The following is a 21,953-nucleotide window of genomic DNA, read 5'->3' on the forward strand; positions in this document are numbered from 1 at the left end:
CTCAAGGTCACTGGCGAAATAGTATTTAATGTCATTGTCTTATCCCCGTTACAGCGAGCTATAGCGTTCACGTAGACGCTGTCTCACCACTTCTGCAATGGTGTTAAAGAAGAATGTAAAGATGAATAGCACGAACGCCGCGAGGAAGAGCACACGGTAATGCGAACTACCGATAGCCGACTCAGGCATTTCAACCGCAATGTTTGCTGCCAAGGTTCGCATCCCTTCGAACACGCTCCATTCCATAATGGCGGTGTTACCGGTGGCCATCAGTACGATCATGGTCTCGCCCACAGCGCGGCCTAAGCCCATCATGATGGCCGAGAAAATACCCGGACTTGCGGTTAACAACACCACGCGAGTCAGTGTCTGCCAAGGCGTCGCACCTAAGGCTAAGCTGCCGTTCGATAAATGACGTGGCACAGAGAAAATCGCATCTTCCGCGATAGAGAAAATCGTTGGAATAACCGCAAAGCCCATGGCGATACCTACTACCAGCGCGTTACGTTGGTCGAAGGTGATGCCCAGTTCGTTAGTGATAAATTGACGGGTATTACCATCAAACAGCGCCACTTCGATAATTGGGCTGACCGCAAAAGAGAACCAACCCACGAAACAGACCACAGGGATCAACATCAGCTCTTGGTACACTTCAGGTAAACGTTGTTTCCAAATAGCAGGTAACTTACTCCAGCCATAGGCCGAAGCGAGAATCGAGGTCGGCAACAGGGTCAGTAAAATCAAGATACCGGGGAGATGTTCTTCAATCAGCGGCGCTAACCACAACCCCGCCAAGAAACCTAAGATAACCGTTGGTAAGGCTTCCATGATTTCAATGGTCGGTTTCACTAAACCGCGCACCTTAGGCGACATAAAGTAAGCGGTGTAAATCGCACCGGCAATGGCTAAAGGCACGGCAAATAACATGGCATAAAATGCCGCTTTCATTGTGCCATAGGCCAATGGCATTAAGCTCAGCTTAGCTTCGAAATCATCAGACCCCGAAGTCGATTGCCATACGTATTTAGGCTCTGGATAACCTTCATACCACACCTTGTCCCACATGGCGCTCCATGACACTTCTGGGTGGGAGTTTTCCACACTGAAGATATGCAGCTTTTTGTCCGCCTCAACGACTATGCCGTTTGAGCGTGGGGTAAAGCCCATTTTACCGGGGTTTTTAAGGTCGAATTTTTCGTCAAACAGTTCACGATGACTCGTGGTATAGAGCAATGTCAGCTCGCCCTCAGGGCTCACAGTCGCAAAACTCTTACGGTAGAATTCAGAGGTAAGTGACTCGATAGGCGGTAAGTCATCAAACTGGCGGATTTCTTGATATAAACGCCCTTTTGGACCACTGACTTGGAAGTACTGGGCCACAATACCTGTGTCGTAGCTGACCAGTAAGGAACTTGCGCCCGCCAGCAAAGCCACGTTATTCACTTGGGCTTTAGCACGTTCAACATCAATCACCTGCAGCAGATCTAAGCTGTCAGTATCACGGATGTCGTACACGAAGATTTTATTGCCAGTTTGCAACATCAATTGACGTTGATCTGGCGTCATCAGCTCATGGGAGACTTTCTTCGGCGCATCTTGAATTTGTGACGTCGTAGAAACCCACTCTACTTCTTCAGTCATCATGTTCTCTTGCCCTTCGAGGCGAGTCAGGCGCCAAACGCCGCTCTCATCTTGATAGGCAAAGCTCATTTTGTCTGAACTGTAGGTGAAAGTCAGTTTATGAATCGCACTGCCCGTTTCATCGACTGTAATTGGGGTTTCGCCTGCGGGATAACGCAGTTTAGGCGTGATTAAGCGCTTGTTGTTTGGATAACTTAAACCAAACTCTAGGCCAGCCACTAGCACCTGACCATTACTTAATCCCAGCGCAAAACGCTGTTCGCTCGGCACGGCAACGGCGGCACTGGTCACAGTCACGCCCGCTGGCAACGGCGGTGTAAAGCTAGAAAGTAGGCTACCGTCGGCAACGGTATAGAAGTCCACTTGGCCATCAACGGCCACACGGTACATCACCTCATTTTGCTCTTCAGCGCCCACCATTAAAGTAGGTACATCCGCGTGTTGATAGCTCACCGTCTTAACCGGCGTGACATCAGCACTATCGAAAATGGGTTTAATCACATACAACAGATAAAAGAAGATCAACAATAAGGCGACAAACACCATAGTGCCGCCGATAGTGACGCCGATTTGCGCCGCTTTATCCTTAAATGCCCTGCGATTCGAGCGTCCGCCTTTAAGCATACTGTGCGATGCAGGACCAGGTTGAGTGACCTGACTTTCCATTAAGAACCTCTATTATTAATAGCCAGCGAGTTTTTTCGCTAGGATTTGCCGAGTGCTATGCTTACACTGTTTGAACGTAAACTGAGCAATAACAACATCCTTTATTCTAAGTGCGTTGGATTATATGACGCAAAGATGACAGTTGTGTTACACCCCGTTTTAAAACAGGTGCCTTTTACAAAAAATAGGAGTCAGTCACTATGCTACGATATTTGATCACACTACAAGCACCTGATAGAAAAGGATTAGTAGAACAAATCGCCCATGCGGTGAGCCGTCACGGCGGCAACTGGCTCGACTCGGAATTGCGCCATATCGACGGTATCTTTGCCGCAATTCTGTTACTTGAAGTGCCTTCACTGCGTATGGACGAGCTTATTGAGGCGCTGGAGTGCATCGACAGCCTCACCCTCACCTATGCCAAAACCTCGGTCGCGCTTAAACCCATCAAACGCTTAAGCTACAACCTAGTGGCCTATGACAGACCCGGACTCGTGCTCGATATCTCAAATAAGATCAACGCCCTTGGCATCAATATCGAGCAGTTTAGTAGCCAATATGAAACCGCTGGCCACACAGGTATCGCTCTGTTTCGGGCGACTATCGGCCTTGGACTCACAGATCTCGCCCAAGAAGAGCAACTGGTAACATCCCTCTATGCCCTTGGTGATGATCTCGTGCTCGATAGATTAAGCCGTTAACCTTTACGACGAGCGAACGCTTAGCACACCCAAACGTTTAGAGCGTGCATTTGCAGGCAGCACTTAAAGCGCTTTTTAAAAAATGCATAAAATAGAAACGCCGCTAAGCAGATGCCAGCGGCGTTTTTTGTTTAAGTCACTTTTTGATGCCGAGATTTGACTAAGTAACGTAGCGGCACTTGGGAGATCAACATCCCCAGCAACATCAAGCCACAGCCGAATAATGCCCGCACACTCAAACTCTCATCGAGGAAGATAATGCCACCAATGGCCGCAAATACCGTTTCTAAACTGAGGATAATCGCCGCATGGGCTGGATGCGCATTTTTCTGTGCTAACACTTGCAAGGTATAAGCAATCCCTACCGAAATCAGCCCTGCATAGAAAAGTGAACCCCAAGCCGCCATCACGCCGTCGAGCGTGGTGACTTCAATTACCGCCGACACCATCAAACTCAGCACGCCGCAGACGAAAAACTGCATCATAGCTAACACCACGGGCGAAATCCGCTTGGCAAAATGATCCACCGCCAGAATGTGCAATGCCCAAAACAAGGCGCCCACCAACTGCAAGGCATCGCCATAACCTATGCTCATACCATTTTTAACACTTAAAAAATACAAACCGACCGCGGCAATCGCGCAGCCAAGCCAAGTATTCAAACCTGTCGTATGTTTTAGCGCTAACCCAAGCACAGGCACTAACACTATATATAGGCCAGTGATAAAGCCCGCATTCGCTGCTGTGGTGTATTGCAAACCGACCTGTTGAAATGACGCGCCCGCAAACAGTAAAACCCCAACCAGCAAACTGCCGCGCACTAAATCCTTTGGCGCACTCACATGCAGCTTATTTTGCCGACGCAAGTACCACACCAAAGGCACTAAGCTAAACGTCCCCATTAAAAAGCGAATACCATTAAACGCAAAGGGGGAAAGATGTTCCATGCCTAAGGTTTGGGCGACAAATCCAAAGCCCCAAATCGCGGCGGCAAGCAGTAATAACAGGTTGGCAGGCAAGATAAATTCTCAGCGAACAAAAAGATCACAAGATTACCTAGCCGCGTGAGACTTGTCCAAACATGTTGCAACTTTGTAGTTAAGCCCTCTCTTGGAGCGGTTACTTTTTCGCTCGCAACTGCAAGTGTTTAGCTTGACTGAGGATCTCATTTAAAAACACGGAATCCGTTTGTTTTGCCAGTAGCACGGCTTTATCGGAGGCTTTTATCGCCTGCTCAAGCTGTCCATCCAGATCATAGGCGGTCGCTAAACTGTCCCATAACACCTCTGAATTGGGGAACGCGCGCGTCCCCTCTGCGAGAATTTCAACGCCCCAAGCCGTTTTTTGTTCATAAGTAGCTTTGAGTCCATAAACATTATATTGCTGAGCAAAGAGTGGAAATTCATAGCCAAACTCAACGCTCTTTTGTCGATAGAAGTGTTTTAGGTCCTTGAGTGGCATAACGGCAATTTCAGGCACAGCATTCCAACCGGCAAAAAGGGTCTTTAACGCCTCAATATTGCCAACAAGCGGTGTACTGTCGTGGGTTTCATCGGGGAAATGTTTGTAAAACCAATACAGTTGCTTTGATGCGTTACCCGTTGAGTTTGCACCTAAGCCGTCTTGCAACTGCTTAATTTGCGCCGCAAACGCGCTCGCCATTTCATTGGGTTCACTTGCCATACTCAAAAACCAGCGCAGTGGTTTCGCACGCTTAGCGTGTAATAACTCGGCCGACTTAAGCACTAGCCAATCACTGTCCCACCATAAACTGGGACTGATTGAAATCACCGCATCAAATTGGCTATTAGGCGTCATAGCCACATAACTCGTAAACAGCCCAGCGAAGGAATGACCCGTGAGTATTTGATAATCTGAGGTGCGGTATTTTTTACCTAATGTACTGAGCAGCTCTTGCTCTAAAAATTGCCTGAACTGTTCAGCACCACCGGAGCTGTCTTTAAATTTATCGATTTGAGTCGGCGTGAAATACTTCATCCGTTGATCCGAACTCACGCCAACTGTGATCATTTCCGGAATAATGGCATAAGTACTTAAAAAGCCAACATTCGCCGCCACATGCTCAAATTGGGTAGAGCCATCTAGTACGATTAATACCGGATAGTTAAAGTCGTTGGAATGCGCATAGGTATCTGGCAAATGGATTTGTAAGTTGATGTCATCATTCAAGATTTCTGAATGAATTACCGTCTTATCCGTCTGTGCGAAGACAGCCGTTGAAAAGAAAAACATCAGCACTAAAACCAACCGCATAAGTACACCTCCATTTGTAATGCTGGGTAACTTACTGGTTTTCATCATAAGACTCAAATCATTACCCTCAAAAAAGTCTGATTAAGATGATGGAGTTGAGTACAGTTTACAAAGACTCACTCAATCAGCTCATTCAATCGACTCTGGTCATTAACGCCATTAATCGGCTCGCTTATCGACTGACTTATCGATTCACTTATCGCCTTACTTATCGACTCACTTATCGAGAATTCCTATCTAAACTGGCTTGGATAATCTTGTATACTGACGGCCACGCAATGACGATATAACGAAAGTGTGCACTAGACCGCATGATGAGCGACTAAGCTGCACCAGAACGCAACACATTAGGATTACCATGTTAGGAACGCTAAAAAAGATGCGCGTACAGTTAGATGACGCGCAACAAGTGCAATATCAACTCGTTGTCGGTGATGAGTTACTCCCGCTCAATCCATTGATAGGCAAGCAATTAACCTTGACCCACACGGGCAATATCTTCTGCTGCAACTGCGGTAAAAAAAGCAAGAAGAGTTACTCGCAGGGCCACTGTTTTGTCTGTATGCAAAAGCTGGCGAGTTGCGATATGTGCATCATGAAGCCGGAAACTTGCCATTACGACCAAGGCACTTGCCGCGAACCCGAGTGGGCCCAGAGCCACTGTTTTGTGCCGCATTATGTGTATTTGGCGAATACTTCGGGCGTTAAAGTCGGCATCACCCGCCACACGCAACTGCCTACCCGTTGGATTGACCAAGGTGCCACCCAAGGTTTGCCGATTTTTAAAGTGTCAACAAGGCAACTCTCAGGTCTGGTCGAAGTTGAATTGGCGAAATTGGTCAACGATAAAACCCATTGGCAAGCCATGTTAAAGGGCCACGCCGACGATATCGATTTGAATGCGAAAGCCGCAGAACTGATCCCGCAAATTGAGGCTAAGCTGCATGAAATCGGTATGCAAAAAGGCGATTACAGTATCGAGCGTTTAGATGAAACGATTCAGCCGATTCATTATCCTATCGACACCTTTCCGAAGAAGATCACTTCCCACAACTTCGATAAAAATGGGGTGGTGAGCGGGATTTTGCAGGGGATTAAAGGTCAGTATTTAATGTTCGATACCGGCGTGATTAACATTCGTAAGTTTTCATCCTACGAGATCAGCGTCGAGCACGACTGATTGCCTGAAATCGAAACGGGACTTACCCTGTTAAAATGAAAAAGCGCGGCAGTTTTCACTGTCGCGCCCTTTGTTGAGATGGCTGTCACTAAAATACCATGCCTCACCATTCAAAAATGGGAGCTAGCGCCACAAATGTGGGACCGAGCCGCTCAATTACGCACTAATCCCGTTTATCTGACGAATGCTTCTATCAAGATGCTGATTCACTCAGGCCAGAACTGAAACGAAGCAAGACTAAAACGCTAACTAAGGTGCCACATTAACCGATGGTATATTGGCCACCATGCTGGCAATTAAACTGTCGAAGTTTTCGGTTAGCTCATCCATCTTTTTAATGTTGCCAAAACCTTGGGCAAGGACACGCCAAATGGGCTCGTCACCGCCGCCCTTTATTTTGGTCGGCTTAAACAGTGCTATCACCACAGTGCCCTTGTCATACTTTTTAGTGTTCACACCGTCGGTCGAAAGCCCAGCAACCAAGCCTGTTACCGCCAGAATTTGCTCATCGCTCATTTCAGTGCCCATGGCGACACCAAACCCGACCTGAAAATCCGCCAGTTGTGGGTCTTCAACCCAGCGATATCCCTTATTCTGCAAACTTTGTTCGAGTACATCTTGCATGTGCTGTAATACTTGCTGCGGCTCTAAGCGCTTGTCTGTAATAATTTTTTGAAACTTGGGATGCCAAGTATACGTCATGGCGGTTGGTGGTAATTCACTGAGATCGCCAGACATCACGACTGTGGTTCGCAGCGGCTGCGCCGCGTTATCCGTCACAGTCACGCACCCTGTAAGACCTAAAGCGCCCGTGAACAGCAGCACTAACACAGCTAAATATCTATTGAGCACTCGGCTAATATCTAGATTTCGTCCTCGACTTTGGCTTAGATCCTGCCTTCGGCTTAGGCCCCGATTAAGCTCTCCACTTCGCTCTCGATGTAACGTGTTATGCAGCGAATTAATCATGCACTGTTCCCTCATTTTATAAAATTCTGTCTAAGGATAGTCGCTATTGCTAAAACTGAAAGTTGATATGCATCATAGTGTTAAATCAGCATACTCCAATATAGGTTGATGCTCTTGCCATCACTGGGAAATCGCCAGCCTGCGCTAATACTCTCCATTCAATATTGAGCCTGTTAGTGCTTCAACCTATTTTGTTATTCTTTTTCGTTTATAAACTCGCAATGCCGTATAGGCGCGGCATTATTTAACCGCTAGAATGCCTCGCCTGCGCTGCAATCAAACGCCGCAAAAAGCCTGCTAGCCAAACAATGTTGCGCAGGCAGATGCGTCGGTCGCAGCCGAAATATCGCCATTAATCACAATGCCATACAACGAAAATGAAAGGTGTGAGATCTATCTATGGAGTTAATACTCGCTATCGCGCTATTCGCCTTCTCATCGGGGATCACCCCAGGGCCGAACAACATTATGCTGATGACCTCAGGGGTTAACTTTGGCGTAAAACGCAGTATTCCGCATCTGATGGGAATAAGCCTTGGCTTCCCAACCATGATCCTCGCGATCGGCTTGGGCTTAAGCGCGCTCTTCCAAAGCTATCCTATCATCCATCAAGTGATTAAAGTCGTCGGCATAGGTTACCTTTTGTATCTGTCTTGGCTTATCGCCAACAGCAGTAGCAAGATGGAAGGCAAAGCCATTGCCAAACCCTTCAGTTTTATCCAAGCTGCTGCGTTTCAATGGGTGAATCCTAAGGGCTGGATCATGGCGGTGGGCGCAATTGCGACATTCACGTCAGTACAGCAAGATTTAACTCCGCAGGTCATCACTATCGCGACAGTATTTTTATGTGTCGCCTTCCCCTGCGCCATTGTGTGGCTCGGTTTTGGCGTGGCCCTTAAGCGCATTTTAAAAAATGAGCGCCAACAGAAGATCTTCAATATCACTATGGCAGTCTTGCTTGTGGCGTCTATCATCCCTATGATCGCTCCCTAATTTTTGTCAGCACGAGCCACGACCACCATGAACGAAATCGACATGATCATTGAACAAACCGACAACTGGGTCAAAAAAGTGATCATGAAATACAATATTTGCCCCTTCGCCAGACAAGAAGTCGAGCGCGGCAGTATTCGATATCTAGTTGTGGAACAAACCAAAGTCAAACTCGTGCTCAAGGCATTAATCGAAGAGTGCCAATACCTCGACGCCCACCCCGAAGCCGAAACCACACTGTTTATTCTCCCCCGAGGTTTTGAGGGTTTTTATGCCTATCTCGACCTCGTCGACATGGCAACCGATACGCTTATCGAACACGAGTACGAAGGCACTTACCAACTCGCCACCTTCCACCCAGACTATTGTTTCGATGGTGAACCACAGGACGCCGCAGCCAACTTCACCAACCGCGCCCCCTATCCAACCTTGCACATCATTCGCGAAGCCAGCATGGAGCTCGCTCTTGCCAGCTACAACGATCCCGAAACCATCCCAGAACGCAACATCGCCTTTTGCGAACGCAAAGGCAGCGACTTTTTCGTTAAGCTGTTAGCAGAGTGCATGGGGAAATAGCTTAAGCGCCTCAGAAATAACTGAGAGAGATGGTAAATATAGGAAATTGTAGAGCAATCACTTAACCTTGGTATCCAAAAATTAAGCACTGTCACTCCAGTGACACGCCGTAAACTCGTCCCTGAGGGCTCGACGACATCTGCTGTACATGGAAGTGTGAATGCCTCGATCACATGGTCAATTATGTTCCCGACATACATAATAGTGACATTCCCCATATCCCTATGGGTCAGATGTGAAAAAGCGGTCATACTGCCAACCGTCACTTACATATCAGAGATAAATCATCAAAGCCTTTCATATATCTGCCCGCTAAAAAATGCCAAGATAGAGATAACAGTCTCAAAAAATGTCTATTGAAAATAGTATTCAACATAATTTCCATAGATAGAAATTTATCTATCTGTTCTTCCACCTTTTTATTTTAAAAAAATTTAACTTCATTTTTTATCGTTCACTGCTTTTAATACATCAATCATTAAACTTGCGATATCAACATTAGACTCCGTCCTAGCGAAAACTTGCGTAATAAGCTTAATTTTAGTGTCTCGTTTAAACTCTAACTTTTCCTGCCCAGTAAGTTCTTTACAATCTAATGAATTTGTAATTTGCTCTGCCAAGATAGCAGCTTTTAACATTGTCATTTTCTCAGTATTCAATAAAACAATATGTTTAATTAAATAAAAGAACACCCCCGACAACCCTGCGATTATTAATGCAGTCGCCGTAACAAGAGGCAAACGACTCAAAAAAATATCCCATGCACTTACATGAACAAGATAAGGAAGTGTTGTTGTAAAATTCTCACCATTTTGATATATATACTTAGCCATCCAAACGAGCGCTAGGAAAGTTAGTAAAGTAAAGAAATAATAGGGCTTTAATTGTTTAGAAGTTTCATTAGAATGGCCAACCATATCAAGAGTGCTGAGGTTTTTCTTTCTGTTTGCCTCACTCAACTCTTTCTTTATATCCCTTAAAGAATCACTTGCCATTTGAGTTTTGCTATATATCTCACCAAGCTTCAACTCTTGCTCACTGTGCATGGTAGAGTTTATAGCAATAAGATCAGTAAGAGATTCAATTTGTTTAGTTTTTTTTATTATTTCCATTTTTAGAGTTTCATATGCTTCGCTTGATTTATCTAAGTCAACACGAACCTTTTCCAATACTTCCTTACTAGACTCAAGACTACTTTCGGCATGTAATTTATTTTGCTCAGCGACATCTATATCACCTTCGACAGAAATTAACTCATCAGCTTTACTGTAGATAACATTATTAATTTCAACGAGCTTATTTTTTATTTTCTGTATTTCAACCCCCGAATATCTTTAGCAGCTTGAAGTGCCGCCTTAGTTTGTAAGAGCTTATTTTGATCAGTGTGCAACTCACTATACTTAACGATTTACATAGATAGAGGGTTGCAGTTTTTAGGGAGAATAACCCCAAGAACAACATCATGAACCTTATACTTTGTTACTTCTGTAATACTTTCCTTTTCACCATGTGAATTAACATAATACACATAATTATTTATTGAAAACCTCTTATCTGAACCAAGAAATGTAATAAGCCTTATCGCGTTTTCATTCCCATTAACCATCAAATTTTTACAATCAATTTCAGATACTATAACAGGCTCTGAAAATAGGATTACATTCTCACCCTTAAGAGAATTAATATTGTAATTAGCATAACGTAAAGCGCTAGTTATAAAACCAACTTCCTTTTCATCATTAACATCCACATCAAATGATTTATAAGCTCTAAAAATATAAGAACTGCTACTAATATTGTAAGATGTATAAAATGATTCTATAGCTTCGATATATAAATCGAACGGCTTAGAAAGCCCCTCGACATCTAGGCTTCTGAATAGACTTTCTAAATCTAAGTTTTTTAAATTTCTATTAAAAGTATTTTTATTTTTTATCATGTCTTCTATCTCAAGATATTTAAATTAGTTGTAATGTCTCAGGTTTAACACAAAAAATAGGGCAAACAAAACTTTTATTCCTGATATGCCTAACAATCAACACTTAAGCTTCAGAAATACACCATCCCCTCGGAGTTGCCGCAGGGCGAATAGGCAAATTGCGTGAGTCTTGCCATGGATGGCAAGCTAGCTTTCGCAGGTGCAGGGACGCATCCTTCGGAAGCGATAGCAAATTTGCAGATGAGCTCAAGGGGCTTTCAACTCCGTTGGGGGCGTCTTGGAGAATCCAAGGAGGATAGGACGAGCAGTTCTCCTTGGTCGGGTGTGGGGTGAAGCCCCACGACTTTGACTTTGAAAATCAATAAACAAACGAAGTTTAAAAGAAAACTCCATTGATAAATAAAGAGAATTAAACCCTTAAAGCCCAAACGTCAAAGGCACTACGACTCAGTTTGCCCCTAAAGTCTGAGTGACAATGAAGATCAGCGTATCTAACTGTTCGTCTATTGAATGAATCCACAAAGTCTCGCCGCGTTGAATTAAAGCAGCGGCATCATCCGCGATGGCAAATAGCTGAATACCTATTGGTAACTAAAGCGTGTCATCATTAGTTACACCTGCGAGATTGCAACTGTAACCACAATCCAATATGTTCAGTTCATCAGACTGTTTCAGACTGATATGCGACAAATCCACACTCAGTGATGCGCCGCGCTAAATACTGCCGTCTGTTTTGACAAACGAACACCATCCCCCTGTTTCGCCAAGGATTTTCAACATTTGATAAAGGACTAAAATCACATGCTCAATATGCTAAATCCGCTACGTAATGCGCTGGCTTTATTGGTGTTCGGCTGTTGTTATCCGGGTGTAGTTTCAGCCGCGACTGCCACTCAAGATGATGTGGCGCAAAATGACAGCATTAGCCGCGTCGAGCACGGGCTTTCCAGCTTAGTGGTTGCTAAAGGCGCCTCAGCGCAAAAGATGAACCTTGTGGATCGGATGCACTATTATCGGGTGCCTGCGGTCAGTATTGCGGTCGTCAATAATGGCCGCATTGAATGGGCTCGGGCTTATGGCGCCAATATTGCGGGAAAAGACGGTACTGAAGGTGCGCAAAGTACAACACCAACAACATTATTTCAGGCCGCATCCATCAGTAAATCCCTCACCGCGCTGGCAGCATTGCATCTGGTTGAACAAGGAAAACTGCAACTGGACGGTGATATCAATAACCAATTGCACAGCTGGAAGCTGCCTGACAATGAATTTACCAAAGAGCACAAAGTCAGCCTACGACAATTGCTTAACCACAGTGGCGGCATCAATGTTCATGGCTTTAAAGGTTATGCCGATGGGCAGCCTTTGCCCGACTTACTGGCGGTGCTAAACGGTGTTGCTCCGTCCAATACCGATGCGATTCGGGTCGGAGCCGTACCTGGCACCCAATGGAGCTATTCTGGTGGTGGTTACACTATCGCCCAATTGATGATGATTGAGGCCAGCAAACAGGATTTTCCGCAATTACTACAACAAACCCTCTTTTCTCCTTTAGACATGCAGCACAGTTTCTTCGCACAAACCTTACCCGCCGAAGCGCACAGCAATGCCGCTGCAGGACATGATGAAAATGGCGCTGCAATTGCGGGTCTGTGGCATCAAAACCCCGAGCTGGCGGCAGCAGGTCTGTGGACGACGGCGACGGATTTAGCCAAAGTCATCATTGAGGTGCAACAGTCAGAGGCGGGAACGTCCAATAAAATACTCTCAACGGATATGACCAAAACCATGTTAACCCGAGTATTGGGTGAAACCGGCCTTGGCTTTTTTGTTGAACAACTGCCAGACCGGATAAGCTTTAGCCATAGTGGCGGCAATGAAGGCTTCCGCAGCCAATTATATGGTTATACCCAAACCGGACAGGGAGCAGTTGTGCTGACCAACGGCGATAATGGTGCCGCCTTAATAAAGGAAATTCTGGCCAGTATTTCAGCCGAATATGACTGGCCAGAATTTAAAGTGACAGAAAAGTAAGCTGCTTAAATGAGGCATTAAATAACAGCACATTGAGCAGTAATGCGAAGAGAAACAGTACACTGCCAGACGCCAGACTAAAACCCATTTAGCTGGCGGCTCGCTTTAAAATTGCGACGGAAAAATCGCAGCGATGATCGCCACAGAAAGCGCGAATAAGCCTTAACTCATTTAATGAGCAGGTACATAGATCAGCCAGTTATTTATGATTAGGCAAACCAACGCTTCATTTTTGCAAACAACGACTGACTGTAAAAAGGCTCGGCTTTTTCAACACAAAACTGTCCGAGGGGTTCTTGAACATCTGCGCGCATTTGATGCACTTTCACCTCCCAACTATTGGGGTCCATTTTGCGCTGCATTCTATCCACATCTGCCCTTACCCGACTTAAATCATCGGTATTATCATCTACAAACTGCACCACCAAACAGAGCGCATGATCTGTGCAACTCCTACCAAAGTTCAACGAGTTGGATTCGATAAGATAGGCTTTCTGGACACGCTTATAGTTTGAGAGTATTTCCTTTAACTCTGCAAAAATGGGCAGTTCATCACTGAAGACTTTGCCCAGAATAACCAGTGCACCCCTTTGCTCAACCAAAGAAAAATCCGGCAATAGCATATAGCGGATCTCATCTTCATCTAAGGTTTTCGACATATTACTGTTGGGATTCAGCGCCATATCATTGCCCGACTGCAATAGCAGCTGAAAAATCGTGGCCGCTTCGAGTTCCATCACGCCATGGTACTCAGTGCCTTCGCTTTTCATCAGCTCAATGGCTTTATCAACCGCAATTTGAGAGGTAAAAATAGGGGTAAAAGGATGATCGCTGCCATCTTCTAAGGGGATATACCATTGCTTGATGCTGATCGCGATAGCACCATCGCCCGCCTGCGGCGCATCCTCGCTACTCTCACTCAAGATAAAGAGTTTTGCTTGGCTCAATTGCTGATAAAACGCCTCAGCGTGCGCATTATTACTTAATGCCTTTTCAAAACATTGTTCGAGTGGATTGGTCGCTTCTAAGTGGTACAGCATTGACAAACATCCTTTTATTTAGCAGTTCAGTCCTTTCTTATCAAAGCGTTAAAATACTTTAAGCAATTCAATTAACACTGAACAGATAATATCGAGCGGGCATATTAAAACATTGGGCGCGGGGGATCTAGTACGCCCAGCCTACCTCTCTTTATGTTTATGCGTGCCATCAATGAAGACTGAGCGACAGATCAGAACGAGGGACACACCTAAAAACTACAGTCTTAAGCCCCAAACATCGAAGGCATCACGGCTCAATTGTTCCCTAAAATCTGGGTGAGCGATGGCGATCAACGCTTGTGCCCGTTCGCGCAGTGAACGACCGCGTAGATTAGCAGCGCCGTATTCGGTCACAATATAATGCACATGGGCCCGAGTGGTAACGACACCCGCGCCGGGTGATAACACGCTTGCGATGCGGGAAATCGTGCCGCCTGCAGCCGTGCTGGGTAGCGCAATCACAGAGCGACCGCCTTCGGATAAGCCTGCGCCGCGGATGAAATCCATCTGGCCGCCGACGCCGGAATAGATTTTAGTGCCAATCGAATCGGCGCACACTTGGCCAGAAAGGTCGACCTGTAGCGCCGAGTTAATCGCCATCACATTAGGGTTTTTACGGATAATAGACGTGTCGTTGACTTGCTCTATGTCCATAAAGATAACCGCTGGATTATCATCAACATAGTCGTATAACTTTTGACTTCCCAGGGCAAAACCTGTGACTAATTTCCCCGGATAAAACCGCTTCTTGCTGTTGTTAATCACGCCCTTTTCAACCAGTTGTAATATGCCGTCAGAAAATAGCTCAGTGTGAACGCCCAAATCCTTATGGTCGGTTAAGCAAGATAAAACAGCATCGGGGATTGCACCTATGCCCATCTGCAGGCAATCACCATCGCGTACCAATTGGGCGACATTTTTGCCAATCGCCAGACTCACGGCATCGCCCGTACCAAAAGAATGGATCGGCAAGGCCGCACTTTCTTCATACACAGCGGCAAAGCGGTCGATATGGATAAATCCATCGCCGTGGGTGCGTGGCATTTGAGGATTAATATGGGCGATGATCTTACCCGCCACTTGGCAGGCCGCGAGCGTGGCTTCGACCGAGATCCCTAAGGAACACATGCCGTGCTTATCGGGCAGCGATACTTGGATAATCGCAGTATCAATTTTTTGCTCGCCGGAGCGAAACAACTTAGGCACTTCAGACAGGAAAATCGGCACATAATCCGCATCACCACTTTGCAACAATGCCCGCGTCGGCAGACCACCGAAAAAACATCGATGGCGTAAATGTCCCTGTAAACTCGGATGGCTTAAGGATTCAGCGCCTTCGGTATGTAACTGTAATAAGGTGAGATTGTCTTTAGTGAGTGCGTGCTGCGCCAACGCATCGAGTAAAATACGCGGCGTGGCGCCCATAGAATGCGTCCACAGCGTCTCGCCACTTTGAATTAATGCAACGGCTTCGAGCGCGCTATGACAAATGATTGCAGGCATAATGAATTCCCTTCCCTAAGCATGATGGCGGCAATGGCCCTAGCGGTAGTGTAAGGGATATCCTAATTAAGCAATATCGATTTCAATGGCTTAGCGCGACTGTTTATCTATAGTTTGCGCTATATCAAACTCTGGATTATTAATTGGATCTCAAAATACACATTCAACCTATTTTGGCACTAGAGGTTAATAAAGCCTCTGGCTAAAATGCTTTGCAACAGTTTGATTAGGGATAACACCAATAAGCCCGTATTAGGTTATCCCCATCAGCACTCAGCCTTACCAAATATATATCACTTTACCAATAATCAAGTCTTGAGGAATAAACCCAAAATATCGACTATCTAAGCTATTGTCTCTGTTATCACCTAAGACGAAATACTGACCAGCGGGAACTAACCATTCACCCCTTAATGTGTTTTCTTGCACATAATAGCGATCAACCAGTTCTTTCTGATGGCGGAGTAATAATACTTGATAGTGAATGTCATCCAGCGACTCTTGGTAAACGGCTTGAGTCTCAGTGCTCAACTCGGGTAATAAATTTTTATCGATACGTTCGTATTGTGAGTCCAATTCTGCACAAGCTTCCCTCGATACATCACAGGCTTTCTGCACAAAAATGGTTTTATCACGATAGATAATCCTATCGCCGGGTAAACCAATGACACGTTTTACATAGTCAATCGTCGGGTTTGCAGGGTATTGAAATACCAATATATCCCCTCTTGCGGGTGTTACCGATGACGTCGACTTAGCCAGTTGAAAACCTAAATATCGATAGTTACCAAAACCATACTTGCTCACCAACACATGATTGTCGGGCGCTAACGTCGGCTTCATGGAAGAGGCCGGAATACTAAAAGGCTCAAAGAAAAAACCTCGTAACACAATCAGCGGTAACATCATCAAAGCGTAACTCGCTAACACTATCCACCAGCGAGCATACCAGCGGCGGGGTTGAGTAATATCGTAACGACGGGCGATCATAAATCCGTGAATGGGACAAATAACAATAAATAACCAAGAGAGGTAAATATGTTGAAGCCAAGCCATATTCCCCGATTTAAATGGGAAATAATTGGAGTGTAAAAATACATCCACGGCCGCGATAATCAGCGCACCAATAAAATATCGAATAAAATATTTAAATTGATTAACGTATAAAAATACAAACGGCTGAAAAAATAGGCCTAATAATATTGCGAGCCAAGCTTTTGGCTTCCATTGAATATCCAATTGAACTCCGTTTCACCCTAGATTTGGAAAACGGCATCATAATTCACTGCCTAACCTAGCACAACCTCATTTCCTGTCGCTGATAGCCTGCCATGCGACTATCAGCATACTGATGATAATATTAATCTAGACGCTTAGAGAATCTCATGCTGGCGATAAATAGCCCGATACAGGTAAAACCTATCATCCACAGGGCATCAAATTGCAGATCCATCACTTGGGCATCGCGTAGCACTATGGCCCGTGACATGCGCATAAAGTGGGTTGCGGGTAAGGCTTCGGCAATCCACTGCGCCGCGATAGGCATGGCTTCGTAGGGGAACATAAACCCTGACAATAGAATCGATGGCAGCAGGATAAATACCGTCATTTGCATCGATTGCAACTGGGTTTTCGCTATGGTCGAAATCACTAATCCTAAAGTTAAACTGGCGCAAATGAACAACATAGCGGCAAGGGCGATGGAGTCGATCCCGCCGCGAATCGGCACATCAAACAACAGATGCCCTGCGCTCAGGATAATGGTCACTTGCACAAAGCCGACGATCACATAGGGCACGATTTTACCCAGCATCAACTCCAGCGGCCGTACTGGCGTAGTGATCAAAAACTCCATATTGCCCTGCTCGCGCTCACGCACTATGGCGGCGGAGGTAAACATCACCATGGTCATAGTCAAAATCACCCCCAGCAGGCCGGGCACTATATTGACCACAGAGCGTTGCTCAGGGTTGAAATATTGCACCACTTCAAAACTCGGCATCACGGCTTTTTGCGCTCTCCCTGCGACTTCATCCAGTGGCATTTGCCTAAGGCTACGAATGGTTGAGGCGACAACCGTATCAGAACCGTCCACCAGCCATTGCCCGACCGGCTGAGCTAAATATTGCTGACCCGCAAAGCTTGGGTGACGCACTAAGCGCTCATCGAGATCGGCGGGCAAATACAGCACAGCTTTAACTTCACCGCGAGTGATCGCCGCCTCTGCCTCGGCCGCACTTAAATAACGCTGTTTGAAATCCACCACCTGCGTCGCTTCCACCGCCTGCACCAATGAGCGGCTGTAGGTGGAATCACTCAAATTTACCAGCCCCGCGGGCAGATGGCGCGCATCGGTATTGATGGCATAACCAAACAACATCAGTTGCACCAGCGGGATCATGACTATCATGCCAAAGGTCATACGATCCCGTGATAATTGCCGCAGCTCTTTGACGACAATTGCAAAAATTCTACGCCACATGGTCAGTTGCTCCCTTGGACACCCCAGCCAAACGCTCGCCGGTGCAAGTGACAAACACATCTTCTAGGGTAGCGCGCACTTCTTCCATCGTCCGGCTGGCAACCCGAGGTTTAAGCCAAGCGAGTGGATCTTCAATATCGCTGCGCACTAACACCCGTAAACGACTGCCGATTTGCGCCGCCGATAATACGGCAGACTCGCTGATCAATGATTGCTTTAAATTGCGTAAATCATCCCCTGAAATTTCAACCACCCGAGCGCCCATCGCCGCCATCAGCTGCTGGGGTGAACCGTCGGCGCGTTTTATCCCCCGCTCTAAAATCGCCAGACCGTGGCAACGCTCGGCTTCATCCATATAGTGAGTCGACACAAGAATCGTGGTGCCTTGGGCGCAGAGATCGAATAAGCGCTCCCAAAACTCGCGCCGATTCTCGGGATCGACCGCCGAGGTCGGCTCATCGAGAAACAGCAATTCGGGGTGATGCAAGGTCGCCGCCGCTAAGGCCAAACGCTGTTTCTGGCCGCCACTCATGGAGCCCGCCATTTGTTTCTCGCGGCCGACTAAATCGTACAGCGTAACTAACTCGGCTATCCGCAGCTTTGAGGCTCGGCGGTTCAAACCATAGATTTGCGCGACAAATTCTAAGTTTTCCCGCACCGAAAGATTGTCGTACAGGGAGAATTTTTGCGTCATATAGCCGATGCGGCGACGCAGTTTTTCCTCGGCGCCGGGTAAGGTTTCACCCAAGACGCGGATTTCCCCCGACGTTGGGCTCAGCAGCCCAGTCAACATGCGAATTGAAGTGGATTTTCCGCAGCCATTGGGGCCAAGAAATCCATAAATGGTTCCCTTGGGAATGGCGAGGTCGAGGTTTTCCACCGCATTGACGCCGCCAAAGGCGCGGGTCATGCCTTGGGTCTCGATAGCAAAATCGGCGTGGCTCATGGCTGTTTCACTTTTTGTTGCACTTTTGGCTGCACATCGATTTCCACAGCTAATGCCATGCCCGTCGGCAAATCCTGACCCGCGGCGGAAATGGTGATATCAGTCAGATACATCAGCCGCGCTCGATCACGCTCATTAAGCGCATAAAATGGCGTGTAAGCAGGTTGACTGCGGATATTGCGCACTGTGCCAGTAATCGGTATCTCGCGGCCATCCACAAGAATATTGACGCTATCACCGGCCTTCACTCTGTCTAACCAAGTCGCGGGCAGATAAACCCGCACATAGGGATCCTCACTCGCCAGCAAACCAATCAACTGAGTACCCGCCGCAATGCGATCGCCTACTCGCCAAGGTAGCGTATCGACAACGGCGTCACGCGCCGCCACTAAGCTCAAGTCGGCTAAGGCTTTTTGTTCGATGGCGACACTGGCGCTGGCGGCGGCCACCGCGGCTTTAGCTTGTTCTAGCTGCTCACTACGGGTGCCATTTTCTAGTAGGCGCAGGCTTTGCTCCGCCTCGGCTTGCTTGGCTAAACTGGTATCCCGCGCCGCACGGGCGGTATCTAAATCCGCTTGGCTCAGCACTTTCGTGGCATACAAACGGTTAGTACGCTCAAAGGCTCGCTGCGCTTCCTTCACGCTGGCATTCGCCCCGTCGAGCACGGCCTTGGCGCGTTCGATATCTTCTAAACGCGCGCCAGTCACCGCCTCAGAAAGTTTAGCCTTGGCCTGTTCAAGCTCGGCTTGACGCAGGGCAAGGCGCGCATTGGCCGAGGTCGAATCGAGTGTGAGTAGCACTTCGCCCGCCTTAACCTGCTGACCCTCAACCACATTTACCTGAGTAATCAACTCACCCACGGGCGCGGTCAGTGTCAGTCTGTCACGCTCGACTGCGCCAAGGACGCTCGGCGACTCTTGAGTGCAAGCCGCTAACTGCAGCAGCAAACAGCCTAAAACGACACCTGTCGCGACTCTTTTAGCTAATGCGGTTTGATTAGTTAACTTATTGTTTCTTAACTTGCTGTTGCTTAACTTGCTGTTGCTTAACTTGCTGCTACTTAAACTGCTGTTACTTAAACTTTTGTTACTTGAGTTGTTTTTACTGAAACGATTGCGACTAAAATCTTGGTCATTCAACATCGTTAAACCTTTCGTTGAGCTCATGACTGGCTCCTTGGTTCACATAACAGTCCCTGCGTAAAAACCTGCATATTGTGCAGAGCTAAGCGCTGCAAAAGCGCAGCATCGGCATCAAAAAAGCCGAACTGACGCATTAATACGGGCGGGGCAATAAGCGGAAAAACCATAAGACTCACAAAACTTAGCCGTGCTAAATCGGGGTCGACACCCTCTTTTAATAATCCCGAATTAACTAACGTGGATTCGAGCCATTGCCGCGACAGAGTTAACACTTGCTCAAATACAGACAAGATAATTCGATAGGGTTCCGAGCCATCGCCCTCCTGCAATACCCGTATAATCAGCCGTGGCAAGCCAGGGTTGGGCGCCATAACGCGATAGTAGGTCTGCATGATTTCGCCGACATTATTCGGCGCCTCAGCTGCAGATATTTCGCGTAAGCGGGTTAATACGGGCTCAAGGGTTTCCCGCACCATTTGTTCGAACAAACCCGCTTTCGAACCAAAATAGTAACGGATAAGTGCAGCATCGACATCGGCTTCGCGGGCGATTTCACGGGTAGACACAGTAGGATAACTGCGATGACTAAAGAGACTTAAGGCAGCGGTTATTAAGCGTTGACGCGCGTCTGAATTTCCCTTCGGACGACCGTGAATGGGCGGCGATTCAGGTTGGGCGCTAAATGGAACGACGCCCCTAGGACGACCGGGAATAAGCGACATGGCAGGCTCCTGCAAAATTCATCTACTGATGAATATACTGAAACGCCGCGTAAAAAGGCAGCAGTTAAATTCCTCATTTTCATTGGTATTGAGGAATTTAACCCTAAAGCGTCAAGACTAAAATTTATGCACCTTTGACTATGGCACCTAAACGGCTGACAAATTGCTGCACGGCTTCGGCTGTGTCAAAGCTAAAGGCAAGTCCATAGTGGGTTTCGGTGAGACTCTTATGCAAACGCTTTGGAAAACGAGTCATCTCCGCATTGTGGAAATAATCGTATTTGGCATGCACGCCTGCAATGGTGGCGAGTTCGCCAGAAAAAACCTCAAATGCGGGCCGAATAATCAAGTTCGGGGATTTACCGTCGAGGTGTAAATAGAACGCCTCTTTGGTGTCTGGGAGCATGTATTCGGTAATGTTTTTTATGGTGAAGTTAGTGCGGCATTGCAATCCACTTAAGCAGCTCACCATCTCATTATGTTCTATCGCCAAACTTATTCTCCCTTATCTCTTTAATCCTGCCCAAGTCGCATTGCATCTCGTATTTCAGCCCATCGCTCAATCACTGTTTGAATCGCTGTTTCTATTAGTGATTCAATCAATGTTTCAAATCAACGCTTCAAAAAATGGTTAAATCAATGCTTCAATCAATGACCTAAAAGCTGACATATCATAAATGCGTGCATGCTTGGCAGTATGGGTATTCATCACGTTGATGCTACTTTAACTCAGCTCAGCCTAATCGGTTTACGCTTTAAATGCACTAAGCTGATGTCGATCTCACAAAGCGAGTGGCTAAGTTTAGCGGATTTATCCAAAAAACCTTTATATACAGAACGATAAACCTATTAACTCAAACGCAAAGCCAATGTCACAGAAAATTATTTTGCGTAATCGAGCCATGATTTCAAACACCATAAAACACAGTACCATTTATTAGTCATTGCTTATCATTACCTTATCGCCCTCGATATTGACATTAAAACGTATGCTTTAAAATACTGCCATGCTATTCAATTATATGGTGATTTTTTTACTTGCCAGCTCAAAATGTTGCGTCTAGGTTAAGAAGCTTGAGTTAAGTCCTGTTGATAATGGCTAAGTTACGGCAATCACATCGGCTGCCAACCTAAACTAGCGCATT

19 protein-coding genes are annotated in these 21,953 nt (G+C 46.5%); 5 read left to right on the forward strand and 14 right to left on the reverse strand.

From position 1 onward, the window contains the following. Nucleotides 1–48 precede the first annotated feature (48 nt). A complete protein-coding gene (locus DYH48_RS13515; RefSeq protein ID WP_012588079.1) occupies nucleotides 49–2,307 on the reverse strand; it encodes an ABC transporter permease subunit in 2,259 nt (752 codons plus the stop codon). A gap of 200 nt (nucleotides 2,308–2,507) precedes the next feature. Between DYH48_RS13515 and DYH48_RS13520 the strand changes: the two genes are divergently transcribed. Continuing rightward, a complete protein-coding gene (locus DYH48_RS13520; RefSeq protein WP_006085314.1) occupies nucleotides 2,508–3,008 on the forward strand; it encodes a glycine cleavage system transcriptional repressor in 501 nt (166 codons plus the stop codon). A gap of 131 nt (nucleotides 3,009–3,139) precedes the next feature. Here DYH48_RS13520 and DYH48_RS13525 read toward each other — a convergent pair whose 3' ends face one another. Continuing rightward, nucleotides 3,140–4,027 (reverse strand): DMT family transporter, encoded by an 888-nt coding sequence (locus tag DYH48_RS13525; RefSeq protein WP_115335067.1) that lies wholly within the window; start codon nucleotides 4,025–4,027, stop codon nucleotides 3,140–3,142. A gap of 100 nt (nucleotides 4,028–4,127) precedes the next feature. Then, nucleotides 4,128–5,282 carry an alpha/beta hydrolase gene (locus tag DYH48_RS13530; RefSeq protein ID WP_115335069.1) on the reverse strand — a complete coding sequence of 385 codons (1,155 nt, stop codon included), beginning with the start codon at nucleotides 5,280–5,282 and terminating at the stop codon, nucleotides 4,128–4,130. Nucleotides 5,283–5,640: 358 nt separating this feature from the next. Between DYH48_RS13530 and DYH48_RS13535 the strand changes: the two genes are divergently transcribed. Further along, nucleotides 5,641–6,462: a DUF2797 domain-containing protein gene (locus DYH48_RS13535; protein WP_006085311.1), complete on the forward strand. Its 822-nt coding sequence runs from the start codon at nucleotides 5,641–5,643 to the stop codon at nucleotides 6,460–6,462. A gap of 249 nt (nucleotides 6,463–6,711) precedes the next feature. Here the strand turns inward: DYH48_RS13535 and DYH48_RS13540 are convergent, their stop codons facing one another. After that, nucleotides 6,712–7,431 carry a DUF4136 domain-containing protein gene (locus DYH48_RS13540; protein ID WP_115335071.1) on the reverse strand — a complete coding sequence of 240 codons (720 nt, stop codon included), beginning with the start codon at nucleotides 7,429–7,431 and terminating at the stop codon, nucleotides 6,712–6,714. 399 nt (nucleotides 7,432–7,830) lie between these two features. On the opposite strand from DYH48_RS13540, the gene DYH48_RS13545 reads away from it, so the two are divergent. Both DYH48_RS13545 and DYH48_RS13550 read left to right on the forward strand, forming a co-directional pair. Next, nucleotides 7,831–8,424 (forward strand): LysE family translocator, encoded by a 594-nt coding sequence (locus DYH48_RS13545; RefSeq protein ID WP_115335073.1) that lies wholly within the window; start codon nucleotides 7,831–7,833, stop codon nucleotides 8,422–8,424. Nucleotides 8,425–8,451: 27 nt separating this feature from the next. Continuing rightward, nucleotides 8,452–9,000 (forward strand): DUF1415 domain-containing protein, encoded by a 549-nt coding sequence (locus tag DYH48_RS13550; RefSeq protein ID WP_115335075.1) that lies wholly within the window; start codon nucleotides 8,452–8,454, stop codon nucleotides 8,998–9,000. Nucleotides 9,001–9,440: 440 nt separating this feature from the next. Here DYH48_RS13550 and DYH48_RS13560 read toward each other — a convergent pair whose 3' ends face one another. Both DYH48_RS13560 and DYH48_RS13565 read right to left on the reverse strand, forming a co-directional pair. After that, on the reverse strand, nucleotides 9,441–10,169 hold the full coding sequence (locus tag DYH48_RS13560; protein WP_115335079.1) for a hypothetical protein: 729 nt from the start codon (nucleotides 10,167–10,169) through the stop codon (nucleotides 9,441–9,443). 239 nt (nucleotides 10,170–10,408) lie between these two features. Continuing rightward, complete coding sequence (locus tag DYH48_RS13565; RefSeq protein ID WP_115335080.1) at nucleotides 10,409–10,939, reverse strand: hypothetical protein; 531 nt, start codon at nucleotides 10,937–10,939, stop codon at nucleotides 10,409–10,411. Between the two features lie 801 nt (nucleotides 10,940–11,740). Here DYH48_RS13565 and DYH48_RS13570 point away from each other — a divergent pair. Next, nucleotides 11,741–12,973 (forward strand): serine hydrolase domain-containing protein, encoded by a 1,233-nt coding sequence (locus DYH48_RS13570; protein WP_115335081.1) that lies wholly within the window; start codon nucleotides 11,741–11,743, stop codon nucleotides 12,971–12,973. 209 nt (nucleotides 12,974–13,182) lie between these two features. Here the strand turns inward: DYH48_RS13570 and DYH48_RS13575 are convergent, their stop codons facing one another. The 8 genes from DYH48_RS13575 to DYH48_RS13610 form a co-directional block, all read right to left on the reverse strand. After that, entirely contained in the window at nucleotides 13,183–14,013 is an 831-nt protein-coding gene (locus DYH48_RS13575; RefSeq protein ID WP_115335082.1) for an enhanced serine sensitivity protein SseB C-terminal domain-containing protein, read from the reverse strand. A 216-nt stretch (nucleotides 14,014–14,229) separates the two neighbouring features. Further along, a complete protein-coding gene (locus tag DYH48_RS13580; protein WP_115335083.1) occupies nucleotides 14,230–15,516 on the reverse strand; it encodes an acetyl-CoA hydrolase/transferase family protein in 1,287 nt (428 codons plus the stop codon). Between the two features lie 279 nt (nucleotides 15,517–15,795). Next, nucleotides 15,796–16,755, reverse strand: a complete 960-nt coding sequence (gene lepB / locus DYH48_RS13585; RefSeq protein WP_115335084.1) for a signal peptidase I — start codon at nucleotides 16,753–16,755, stop codon at nucleotides 15,796–15,798. A gap of 121 nt (nucleotides 16,756–16,876) precedes the next feature. After that, nucleotides 16,877–17,998 carry an ABC transporter permease gene (locus tag DYH48_RS13590; protein WP_115335085.1) on the reverse strand — a complete coding sequence of 374 codons (1,122 nt, stop codon included), beginning with the start codon at nucleotides 17,996–17,998 and terminating at the stop codon, nucleotides 16,877–16,879. After that, on the reverse strand, nucleotides 17,988–18,944 hold the full coding sequence (locus DYH48_RS13595) for an ABC transporter ATP-binding protein (RefSeq protein ID WP_115335086.1): 957 nt from the start codon (nucleotides 18,942–18,944) through the stop codon (nucleotides 17,988–17,990). Before DYH48_RS13595 ends, DYH48_RS13590 begins: the two co-directional genes overlap by 11 nt. After that, a complete protein-coding gene (locus DYH48_RS13600; RefSeq protein WP_115335087.1) occupies nucleotides 18,941–20,110 on the reverse strand; it encodes an HlyD family secretion protein in 1,170 nt (389 codons plus the stop codon). Before DYH48_RS13600 ends, DYH48_RS13595 begins: the two co-directional genes overlap by 4 nt. Beyond that, complete coding sequence (locus DYH48_RS13605; protein ID WP_115335089.1) at nucleotides 20,107–20,808, reverse strand: TetR/AcrR family transcriptional regulator; 702 nt, start codon at nucleotides 20,806–20,808, stop codon at nucleotides 20,107–20,109. Before DYH48_RS13605 ends, DYH48_RS13600 begins: the two co-directional genes overlap by 4 nt. A 124-nt stretch (nucleotides 20,809–20,932) precedes the next feature. Beyond that, on the reverse strand, nucleotides 20,933–21,280 hold the full coding sequence (locus DYH48_RS13610) for a hypothetical protein (RefSeq protein WP_012196855.1): 348 nt from the start codon (nucleotides 21,278–21,280) through the stop codon (nucleotides 20,933–20,935). Between the last annotated feature and the right edge of the window lie 673 nt (nucleotides 21,281–21,953).

The sequence above is a fragment of the Shewanella baltica genome (genome assembly GCF_900456975.1).
In the GTDB taxonomy this organism is placed as follows: domain Bacteria; phylum Pseudomonadota; class Gammaproteobacteria; order Enterobacterales; family Shewanellaceae; genus Shewanella; species Shewanella baltica.

Excerpts from the sequence above, each read along its gene's own strand:
- DYH48_RS13515 (WP_012588079.1), bottom strand. The coding sequence starts at position 2,307 with ATGGAAAGTCAGGTCACTCAACCTGGTCCTGCATCGCACAGTATGCTT.
- DYH48_RS13520 (WP_006085314.1), top strand. The coding sequence starts at position 2,508 with ATGCTACGATATTTGATCACACTACAAGCACCTGATAGAAAAGGATTA.
- DYH48_RS13530 (WP_115335069.1), bottom strand. The coding sequence starts at position 5,282 with ATGCGGTTGGTTTTAGTGCTGATGTTTTTCTTTTCAACGGCTGTCTTC.
- DYH48_RS13535 (WP_006085311.1), top strand. The coding sequence starts at position 5,641 with ATGTTAGGAACGCTAAAAAAGATGCGCGTACAGTTAGATGACGCGCAA.
- DYH48_RS13540 (WP_115335071.1), bottom strand. The coding sequence starts at position 7,431 with ATGATTAATTCGCTGCATAACACGTTACATCGAGAGCGAAGTGGAGAG.
- DYH48_RS13545 (WP_115335073.1), top strand. The coding sequence starts at position 7,831 with ATGGAGTTAATACTCGCTATCGCGCTATTCGCCTTCTCATCGGGGATC.
- DYH48_RS13550 (WP_115335075.1), top strand. The coding sequence starts at position 8,452 with ATGAACGAAATCGACATGATCATTGAACAAACCGACAACTGGGTCAAA.
- DYH48_RS13565 (WP_115335080.1), bottom strand. The coding sequence starts at position 10,939 with ATGATAAAAAATAAAAATACTTTTAATAGAAATTTAAAAAACTTAGAT.
- DYH48_RS13570 (WP_115335081.1), top strand. The coding sequence starts at position 11,741 with ATGCTCAATATGCTAAATCCGCTACGTAATGCGCTGGCTTTATTGGTG.
- DYH48_RS13575 (WP_115335082.1), bottom strand. The coding sequence starts at position 14,013 with ATGCTGTACCACTTAGAAGCGACCAATCCACTCGAACAATGTTTTGAA.
- DYH48_RS13580 (WP_115335083.1), bottom strand. The coding sequence starts at position 15,516 with ATGCCTGCAATCATTTGTCATAGCGCGCTCGAAGCCGTTGCATTAATT.
- DYH48_RS13590 (WP_115335085.1), bottom strand. The coding sequence starts at position 17,998 with ATGTGGCGTAGAATTTTTGCAATTGTCGTCAAAGAGCTGCGGCAATTA.
- DYH48_RS13595 (WP_115335086.1), bottom strand. The coding sequence starts at position 18,944 with ATGAGCCACGCCGATTTTGCTATCGAGACCCAAGGCATGACCCGCGCC.
- DYH48_RS13600 (WP_115335087.1), bottom strand. The coding sequence starts at position 20,110 with ATGAGCTCAACGAAAGGTTTAACGATGTTGAATGACCAAGATTTTAGT.
- DYH48_RS13605 (WP_115335089.1), bottom strand. The coding sequence starts at position 20,808 with ATGTCGCTTATTCCCGGTCGTCCTAGGGGCGTCGTTCCATTTAGCGCC.
- DYH48_RS13610 (WP_012196855.1), bottom strand. The coding sequence starts at position 21,280 with ATGGTGAGCTGCTTAAGTGGATTGCAATGCCGCACTAACTTCACCATA.